An 8,413-nucleotide genomic window follows, 5' to 3' on the forward strand; every position below is an offset into this window, starting at 1 on the left:
TGTAGTTAAAATCAAAGGCAAATCGTATAGATTAAAAGATCATTCACCTAAGAAGGAAATTACTTAGCAAACAATTTTGTACATTCTTATACAATCATTTATGTACATTTTTATATTGACATTTACAACCTACAAGATTTACATATAAAATTCTATCATGTCTGCTATATATAAACGAAATGATATTAGAATCCTTCATTTTCAACTTGTTTAAAATTACGTTTAATGCCGTTATAAGAATATACAACATTATATAATTTTACTTGGGCGTCATGGACACTTGAGAAGGGCATTCTTACATCGTCCATATTTTTAACTTCGTGTCGAAATGCTTTTTCAGCTTTTTGTCTTTCTGCAAGCGACATACTTAGCCATTCTTCTTTGCTAAATAAATCTTCGAATCGAAAATCAAATGCGGTTCTTTTACTTTCTGCTCTTAATGCTAAAACACGCTCATGATATGTCACGTTTTATTCCTCCCTCTAATCATTCAATCGAATGATAAATCACAGTATTAACTTTAGTACTAATATAATGTTTTTACAATAAAGAAGTGACGATTTTTCAACATTTTTAAAAATAAAAAATATAAGCAACGATTAATTGTATATTTCGAATGGCTTGTAATGTAATTTATCTATGAAAATGAAGCGAGTTATTATGACCGTTATATGAATTGTGATACGCTTTTTAAAAGTAATATGTATTTATGATTTACCCTGAAAAAATAAAAAGAATCAAAGGAGTCGATCATTATGACAGTATTAACAGATAAAGTAGCAGTAGTTACAGGTGCAGGTAGTGGTATTGGAGAAGCAATTGCAACATTACTACATGAAGAGGGTGTGAAAGTCATCTTAGCCGGTAGAAATAAAGATAAACTACAAAATGTGGCGAATCAATTAGCTCAAGATAGTGTGAAGGTAGTGCCAACAGATGTAACGAAAAAAGAAGAAGTCGATGAATTGATAAAAATTGCACAACAAACATTCGGTGGTTTGGATATTGTTATCAATAGTGCGGGACAAATGTTATCGTCTAAGATTACTGATTATCAAGTAGATGAGTGGGATAGTATGATTGATGTGAATATCAAAGGCACTTTATATACGGCACAGGCTGCATTACCAACTATGTTAGAACAATCAAGTGGTCATCTTATTAACATTGCATCTATTTCTGGCTTTGAAGTAACGAAAAGCAGTACGATTTATAGTGCGACGAAAGCAGCAGTTCACACTATTACTCAAGGATTAGAAAAAGAGTTGGCAAAGACAGGTGTTAAAGTAACAAGCATTTCTCCAGGAATGGTAGATACAGCAATAACTGCCGCATACAATCCAACAGATCGTAAAAAACTTGAACCACAAGATATTGCAGAAGCAGTATTATATGCATTAACACAACCAAAGCACGTTAACGTGAATGAAATTACAGTGCGTCCTGTATAAAAAGGTGTTTGAGGTCTGGGATATAGGCATTTAATGTAATAGCTATCGGTTTTGTTAATATTAGTAAGGCAATAATGATATAAGGGCATGATAGACAATTATTCCTTGTACAATTCTCAGTAATTGGTGATTTTAACAATCAAGTGAGTGAAGGCGACTATATTAGTGTTATGATTTATAATCTATAATGTTCATAATTACAGAACTATAAAAACTTTTTCATTTCCTACCATATTCTAGGAGTTGCTTTAATGACCAAAAAACATGTTTTTATAATTATTGGTGTTATTTTATGTATATGTATAGTTGCTACAGTCATTTATTTAAAAGTGAAATATGACGAAAAAGAAAAGCAAAAATCAATTTATTATAAAGAACAACAAGAGCGTATTACACTCTATCTCAAGCATAACACTAAAGAACCGAACACGATCAAATCTGTGCATTTCACAAGTTTAAAGACAGGACCTATGGGCGATGCCGTAATTGAAGGTTACATCAATGAAAATAAAGAAGATAATTTTGTTGCATATGGGTCTCCAGAACATAATTATCAATTTGGTGGAAGTTTAATCAAAAGTAAAAATTTAAGCACATTATTAAAACCAGCACATCAAACCAAAACGCCTGATGATATAAAAAAAGAACTAGATTCTAAAAAGAACGACCGCTAAAACAATGCGGTCGTTTTAATTTTGCTTTCAAGTTAATCATACTTACACATAAAAATGAAAAGTTGAATTTTTAGTACAATTTTCACTGTATTTATCTGTTAACCACTTCATAACCGCAATATTCCGATGATCTTAAATGAACACTTTTGGCTGCTTTTCCTTGACCTAGATTAAAATTATAGATTTTCTTTGTAAGAGTGTGTTTTGTAGTATCATAAATATGTAAACTGTATAAAATCCCACCACATTTTAGGAGCTGGTGATAGATGTCGAAAAAGAAAATTTTAATATTAACTAGTATTATGTTAATCATATTAATTAGTGTTGCAAGTATCTATTTTAAAATGAAATATGACGAAAAAGAAAAACAAAAATCAATATACTATAAAGAACAACAAGCGCGCATTACACTTTATCTCAAGCATAACACTAAAGAACCGAACACGATTAAATCTGTGCATTTCACAAAATTGGAAACAAGTCCTATGGGAAGTGCTGTGATTGAAGGTTACATAAATGAAAACAAAAAAGATGATTTTGTTGCCTATGCATCACCTGAAAATAACTTTCAATTTGTAGGTGATTTAATTAAAAGTGAAAGATTAAGTGAGTTACTAAAACCAGCGCATCAATTAAAATCACCAGATGGTATAAAAAAAGAACTAAATAAAAAGAAGAGTCACTAAAGTTAGGAGTTGCTTTAATGTCCAAAAAACATGGTTTTATAATTATTGGTGTCATTTTATGTATATGTATAGTTGCATCCGTCATTTATTTAAAAATGAAATATGACGAAAAAGAAAAACAAAAAGAAATTTATTACAAAGGACAACAAGAGCGCATTACACTTTATCTCAAGCATAATACCAAAGAACCCAATACCATCAAATCTGTACATTTCACAAGTTTAAAAAGAGGACCTATGGGCGATGCAGTAATTGAAGGTTACATCAATGAAAATAAAGAAGCTGATTTTGTTGCATATGGGTCACCTGAAGAAAACTATCAATTCACTGGAGGATTGACAGGAAGTAATGAAGTCTTAGGAAAATTAAAGAACGCTGAAAATTTAAAATCTCCTGAAAAAATTAAAGAAGAAATAAACAAAAAGAAAAACACTAAACAGTGATTTTCACGTAATATTTAGCTTGATTTGTACATGTTTAATATCGTTTGCTATCGAAGGTGTTTCGCAATTAATATAAATCACTTCATCATCACCAATACTTCCCCAGTTTTTTACAGTACATTAACACAAGCGAACCCCATTAATGTAAATGGAATAATAGTTTGGCCATTATAAGAACAATATATACCTAATAACAATGGCGATGGCGTGATTTATTGACATTATCAAATTTTCTCAAATGTGTGTGATTTTTTATAAAAAAGGGTAGAGCAAGGTATAATATCCTTTCAATCTGTTTTCATATTTTATATATTTTTTAAATATAAGCGCTAAATGTTTTAACTAAAGCATAGATTGACAAGATGTTATACAGAATTTCAAATTCTATCCAATATTGTTCGAAGTGTAGTATCACTGGATTGGTATTAAACAATGTAAAGGAGAGATTGCAAATGCCGTATAATTACAAGAAACAAAATGGAGAGTTAATGTCTGTAATGAGCCAAGGTGAAAAGTTTATTCATCAATCACCCGTTAATGATGAACTTAGTGCATTGATTAAGTTATTAATTTCTAAAATTAACGGTTGTCATTATTGTGTTGATATCCATAAAAAAGAATTAAAGGAATTGGGTGTAACACAAATGAAAATTGATGAAGTCTTGAGTTTTAGACATTTAGATTTATTTACTGATCAAGAAAAAGTGACGCTTGAATTTGCAGAAATGTTAAATTCAATCAAAGACTTTAAGAAGTTTGAAATTATTGACCGGCTAAAATCATTTTATGATGAAGAACAAATTATTGATCTTGTCTTTGTTGTAAACCAAATTAACGGTTGGAACAGACTAAATATTATTAGTGATAAACTATAATTGTTCATATAAATACAGAGTTTCATCTCGAGCGCTATATCATAACAAATCATGCCACTATACAGGTCAAATCTTGTATAGTGGCATTTTAATTTATCCCTTTGAATACTGTTATTTAACGAATATCGGTCCACCTGGTCCAACAGGGATACCTAATAGGAACCAAATAATGACAAATACTGTCCACACAATACTTAGTGCGATTGAATACGGCATTAAACTAGAAAGTAAGGCTCCGAGTTTCATGCGTTTATCGTATTTTTGTGCATAAGTTAATAATAAAGGTAAGTACGGCATCATCGGTGTAATTGGATTGGTAATTGAATCTCCTACACGGTAAATGACTTGTGTGAATGCGGGATGAAAGCCGATAAGGATTAACATTGGTACGAATATCGGTCCTAAAATACCCCATTTAGCCGATGCGCTTCCGATTAACATGTTGACCATTGCACTCAGTACGATAATACCTAGTATCAATACAATACCGTTTTGATGTTCTAATAATTTGGCACCTTTAACAGCAGCGATAATTCCTAAATTACTCCACTTTAAATACGCAAGTAGCTGTGCTGCAAAAAACACAATAACGATAAATGTTCCCATTGATCCTACAGCATCGCCGAACATTTTACCTAAGTCTTTTGTATTTTTAATTTCTTTGCTTAAAATCCCATAAACTAATCCAGGTACTAAAAATACGACAAGAATAATTAATCCGACACCGTTAATTAATGGCGCATCGTCTAGTAAGCTGCCTGTTTTAGCATTTCTTAAAAAGCTATGTTCAGGAATGGCTGTAATAATTAATAAAATAATTGTGACTATGAAACTGATATTTGCCCATTTTAAAGCATGTGCTTCTTTGTCAGTAATATGTGAAGATGTTTCTTCATGGTCATCATGCATTAAACTGTCATCATATTTTCCTAATCTAGGAATAATGAGCTTAGTTGTAACTAGCAATATCGTAGGAAGTAATACAACGACACTCGCTGCGATAAAGTACCAGTTCATAGCAACGTTTGTTTTAATAGAATCTGAAACGATACGTGTTGCCGGTTCTGTAAATGAATAGACCAAAGCATCTTGCATACCAACAACTATATTTGCTGCAAATCCTCCAACAGCGGAAGCATATGCCATCGTTAAACCAGCAATAGGGTGATAGCCAATTTTAATAAAAAGCATTGCTGCAAGCGGCGGCAAGATAATTGTCGCAGCATCGCCGGCTGTACTACCTAAAATACCAATTAATATAATAGTCGGTAAAATTAAAAATCGTGGTGCGCGATTCACAACAGAAATCATTAACTTGTCGAAGTATCCTGTTTTCTCTGCAACACCAATACCAATCATCACTGCTAGTACTAAGCCTAATGCTGGGAACTCTGAGAAATTTTTAATCGTATCATTCATTATCATCGTAAATCCATCATGGCTAATTATATTTTTAATATAAATGGTTTGATGTGTACCTGGATGCTTAACAGATACATTAAATAATGAGATAACCCACGTCATAATGGCTAAGCCTATACACATTAAAAAGAATAAGACGCTAGGATCTGGCAATTTATTTCCAATTTTTTCAACACTATTCAAGAAACGATTGACGATAGACCCCTTTTGTTGATGTTTTGATGTCATCAATGATTCCCCCCTTTGTTAAATATTTAAAGTGTAACAAAAAATACTCTCAAAAGTAACAATTTTCAGAAAATGAAAAGACTAATATTGTTAAATATTTTGAGTTATTCAATAGAAATTGTATAGCAGAGAGTAGCTAAGACTGCCTGGAGACTTATCTATTAGGTTTATGAAGCATTGAACAGTGGAAAATAAGGACTGTAAGTTTAAGATATGTTGTATAGGAGTGACTGAATGAAACGTTTGGAAAATAAAGTTGCAGTCGTAACAGGAGCAAGTACAGGTATCGGACAAGCTTCTGCAATCGCTTTAGCTCAAGAAGGTGCGTATGTATTGGCGGTAGACATAGCTGAAGCGGTATCGGAGACTGTCGATAAAATTAAAAGTAATGGTGACAATGCGAAGGCGTATAATGTGGATATTTCAGATGAACAACAAGTGGTAGACTTTGTGTCTGACATAAAGGAACAGTTTGGAAGAATCGATGTGTTGTTTAATAATGCCGGTGTGGATGATGCGTCTGGTAGAATTCATGAGTATCCAATAGATGTGTATGACAAGATTATGAATGTAGATATGCGTGGGACATTTTTAATGACGAAAATGATGTTACCTTTAATGATGAATCAAGGTGGCTCTATTGTTAATACGTCTTCATTTTCAGGACAGGCAGCAGATTTGTATCGCTCAGGATATAATGCTGCGAAAGGCGCAGTGATTAATTTTACAAAATCAATCGCAATTGAGTATGGTCGTGATGGCATTCGATCCAATGCAATTGCACCAGGTACAATTGAAACCCCGTTAGTAGATAAACTGACAGGTACGAGTGAGGATGATGCAGGTAAAACATTTAGAGAAAATCAAAAATGGATGACTCCGCTGGGACGTTTAGGTAAACCAGAAGAAGTAGGCAAGCTCGTTGTCTTTTTAGCATCTGATGACAGTTCATTTATTACTGGTGAAACAATTCGCATTGACGGTGGTGTTATGGCTTACACATGGCCTGGCGAGATGTTGAGTGATGATTCGTGGAAGCGGACATTGGAATAATTGTTTTAAAATCGATATCCAGTGGAAAATAATTTGGCATGAAGTAGGCAATGTATGCATATTGTCGCAATGACAGACATTTAAATCGGAGATTAATTAATCTTTGAAAATCACATATTGTTCATTTGAAGTGTATTGCTTAAAGCTTGTTTTAACGTATTGTAGGTCGTGCATCTAATTTATCAGAATCTCGAGTTCAAACTTTTGGAGTATCTTTAAAATAAGCTGTATTTTGTCTATTCTAATAAATTAAGGAGAATTTTATGTTAAAAGAAAAAGAAAGTTTTAGATTGCTATATCAAGCTATAAGAGAGATTGCAGATAAAATTGGAGATAATCAGTTAGAAACTAATTCCGTTAGTTTATTATTATTGGACTTTGATTTTGAACATGAAGTATTTGATGAATTGTATCTTGCGATTTTAAAATATTTAAATACAGTAAGTATAGAGAACATAAGTCATAGTGAACTTTTGAATTTAATAGAAAATACGATTCCAGAAGATCGAGAGATTAACACGTTTGTAAAAAATAAAATAATAATTGGCTTTGCTAATAATTATTTCCCTGAATTACAAGTATTAGCAAACGAAATAAAATCTGATATGGCTAGTTCATTAAAACAATGATATTTTTATTTAAATTTTTAAAGCTTTGTACGAAATTGTACAAAGCTTTTTTTGGTGCGTATTGTATGGGCAACAACTTGACGATGAAAATCCGTTACAGGATTGGTAATAGGAAATGTTAGCGAAAGACAAGGGTATCCATTGTAGATTAGCAAAAGGACGTTTCCACAAGTGTGGGTTATTCTCACTAAAGCAATACGCAGAGACAACTTACGTAAAATTTTGAACTGACGAGAACGAAACTTCTACTCAATTATTGATAAAAATTTTCAAAAAGACTTGAATGTGCTGAGAATACGATGTTTATGGAAGGATTATCAAAATATAAATGAGCATTCATTTACAACCTTTATTGACAATGATTCTCAACTAATATAGTATATAATCAAATCGTAATAGTTACGATTTGTTTTCTGCAACTTTTTTGAAGTTTTAGTTGAGGTGAAAACAGTAAAAGCATCTAAGTGAATGTAGTTAACGGACAACTGCATTCGCTTGTAGAGCCACAAGAAGCAACTTTAAATAAGGTTTACGGTTGCATGTTGATGCAACAACCGATTACTAAGTCATGCTTTCCACTTTGCGGGTTAGCATGACTTACCTAATAGATGGGAAACTATTAGGTTCACCTTCTAAAAAATTACAGTTATAGAGGAATACAGTTGCTTGCTTCGCACCAACTGCATAAGAGCCTGAGACATAAATCAATGTTCTATGCTCTACAAAGTTATAATGGCAGTAGTTGACTGAACGAAAATGCGCTTGTAACAAGCTTTTTTCAATTCTAGTCAACCTTGCCGGGGTGGGACGACGAAATAAATTTTACGAAAATATCATTTCTGTCCCACTCCCTAAAAATACATCTAAAGGAGTGTCGTATGAATCGGCAGGTTATAGAATTTTCTAAGTATAATCCTTCGGGGAATATGACGATACTTGTTCATTCAAAACA

Annotated in this window: 10 protein-coding genes and 1 pseudogene; 8 read left to right on the top strand and 3 right to left on the bottom strand. The window is 32.4% G+C overall.

Features of this window, described 5'->3' with window-relative positions; genetic code table 11:
* Positions 1–127: 127 nt before the first annotated feature.
* Both IDG65_RS13535 and IDG65_RS13540 read right to left on the bottom strand, forming a co-directional pair.
* Positions 128–241 (bottom strand): annotated as a pseudogene (locus IDG65_RS13535) (hypothetical protein); the annotation flags it as partial.
* Positions 186–467 (bottom strand): single-stranded DNA-binding protein, encoded by a 282-nt coding sequence (locus IDG65_RS13540; RefSeq protein ID WP_000220938.1) that lies wholly within the window; start codon positions 465–467, stop codon positions 186–188. The gene IDG65_RS13540 and the pseudogene IDG65_RS13535, both read right to left, overlap by 56 nt.
* A gap of 288 nt (positions 468–755) precedes the next feature.
* Between IDG65_RS13540 and IDG65_RS13545 the strand changes: the two genes are divergently transcribed.
* The 5 genes from IDG65_RS13545 (at position 756) to IDG65_RS13565 (ending at position 4,129) form a co-directional block, all read left to right on the top strand.
* The gene (locus IDG65_RS13545) at positions 756–1,451 is read left to right on the top strand and encodes an SDR family oxidoreductase (protein WP_000217469.1); all 696 of its coding nucleotides are present in this window, start codon (positions 756–758) and stop codon (positions 1,449–1,451) included.
* 251 nt (positions 1,452–1,702) lie between these two features.
* Entirely contained in the window at positions 1,703–2,125 is a 423-nt protein-coding gene (locus IDG65_RS13550; RefSeq protein ID WP_000162202.1) for a DUF1433 domain-containing protein, read from the top strand.
* A 266-nt stretch (positions 2,126–2,391) separates the two neighbouring features.
* On the top strand, positions 2,392–2,811 hold the full coding sequence (locus IDG65_RS13555; RefSeq protein WP_000038242.1) for a DUF1433 domain-containing protein: 420 nt from the start codon (positions 2,392–2,394) through the stop codon (positions 2,809–2,811).
* 17 nt (positions 2,812–2,828) lie between these two features.
* Positions 2,829–3,254: a DUF1433 domain-containing protein gene (locus IDG65_RS13560; RefSeq protein ID WP_000037434.1), complete on the top strand. Its 426-nt coding sequence runs from the start codon at positions 2,829–2,831 to the stop codon at positions 3,252–3,254.
* Positions 3,255–3,706: 452 nt separating this feature from the next.
* Positions 3,707–4,129 carry a carboxymuconolactone decarboxylase family protein gene (locus IDG65_RS13565; RefSeq protein ID WP_001146762.1) on the top strand — a complete coding sequence of 141 codons (423 nt, stop codon included), beginning with the start codon at positions 3,707–3,709 and terminating at the stop codon, positions 4,127–4,129.
* 111 nt (positions 4,130–4,240) lie between these two features.
* Here the strand turns inward: IDG65_RS13565 and IDG65_RS13570 are convergent, their stop codons facing one another.
* Positions 4,241–5,779, bottom strand: a complete 1,539-nt coding sequence (locus IDG65_RS13570) for an AbgT family transporter (RefSeq protein WP_000202026.1) — start codon at positions 5,777–5,779, stop codon at positions 4,241–4,243.
* Between the two features lie 234 nt (positions 5,780–6,013).
* On the opposite strand from IDG65_RS13570, the gene IDG65_RS13575 reads away from it, so the two are divergent.
* The 3 genes from IDG65_RS13575 to IDG65_RS14895 all read left to right on the top strand — a co-directional run.
* Positions 6,014–6,832 carry an SDR family oxidoreductase gene (locus IDG65_RS13575; RefSeq protein WP_000824945.1) on the top strand — a complete coding sequence of 273 codons (819 nt, stop codon included), beginning with the start codon at positions 6,014–6,016 and terminating at the stop codon, positions 6,830–6,832.
* Positions 6,833–7,095: 263 nt separating this feature from the next.
* Positions 7,096–7,461, top strand: a complete 366-nt coding sequence (locus tag IDG65_RS13580; protein WP_000910578.1) for a hypothetical protein — start codon at positions 7,096–7,098, stop codon at positions 7,459–7,461.
* Positions 7,462–8,339: 878 nt separating this feature from the next.
* A partial coding sequence (locus IDG65_RS14895) for a hypothetical protein (RefSeq protein WP_241012755.1) occupies positions 8,340–8,413 on the top strand: 74 nt, incomplete at its 3' end.

The organism is Staphylococcus sp. EG-SA-17, assembly GCF_017151845.1.
GTDB classification, from domain to species: Bacteria; Bacillota; Bacilli; order Staphylococcales; family Staphylococcaceae; genus Staphylococcus; species Staphylococcus aureus.

Coding starts and splice junctions, on each gene's coding strand:
- IDG65_RS13545 (WP_000217469.1), top strand. CDS start 756: ATGACAGTATTAACAGATAAAGTAGCAGTAGTTACAGGTGCAGGTAGT.
- IDG65_RS13550 (WP_000162202.1), top strand. CDS start 1,703: ATGACCAAAAAACATGTTTTTATAATTATTGGTGTTATTTTATGTATA.
- IDG65_RS13555 (WP_000038242.1), top strand. CDS start 2,392: ATGTCGAAAAAGAAAATTTTAATATTAACTAGTATTATGTTAATCATA.
- IDG65_RS13560 (WP_000037434.1), top strand. CDS start 2,829: ATGTCCAAAAAACATGGTTTTATAATTATTGGTGTCATTTTATGTATA.
- IDG65_RS13565 (WP_001146762.1), top strand. CDS start 3,707: ATGCCGTATAATTACAAGAAACAAAATGGAGAGTTAATGTCTGTAATG.
- IDG65_RS13570 (WP_000202026.1), bottom strand. CDS start 5,779: ATGACATCAAAACATCAACAAAAGGGGTCTATCGTCAATCGTTTCTTG.
- IDG65_RS13575 (WP_000824945.1), top strand. CDS start 6,014: ATGAAACGTTTGGAAAATAAAGTTGCAGTCGTAACAGGAGCAAGTACA.
- IDG65_RS13580 (WP_000910578.1), top strand. CDS start 7,096: ATGTTAAAAGAAAAAGAAAGTTTTAGATTGCTATATCAAGCTATAAGA.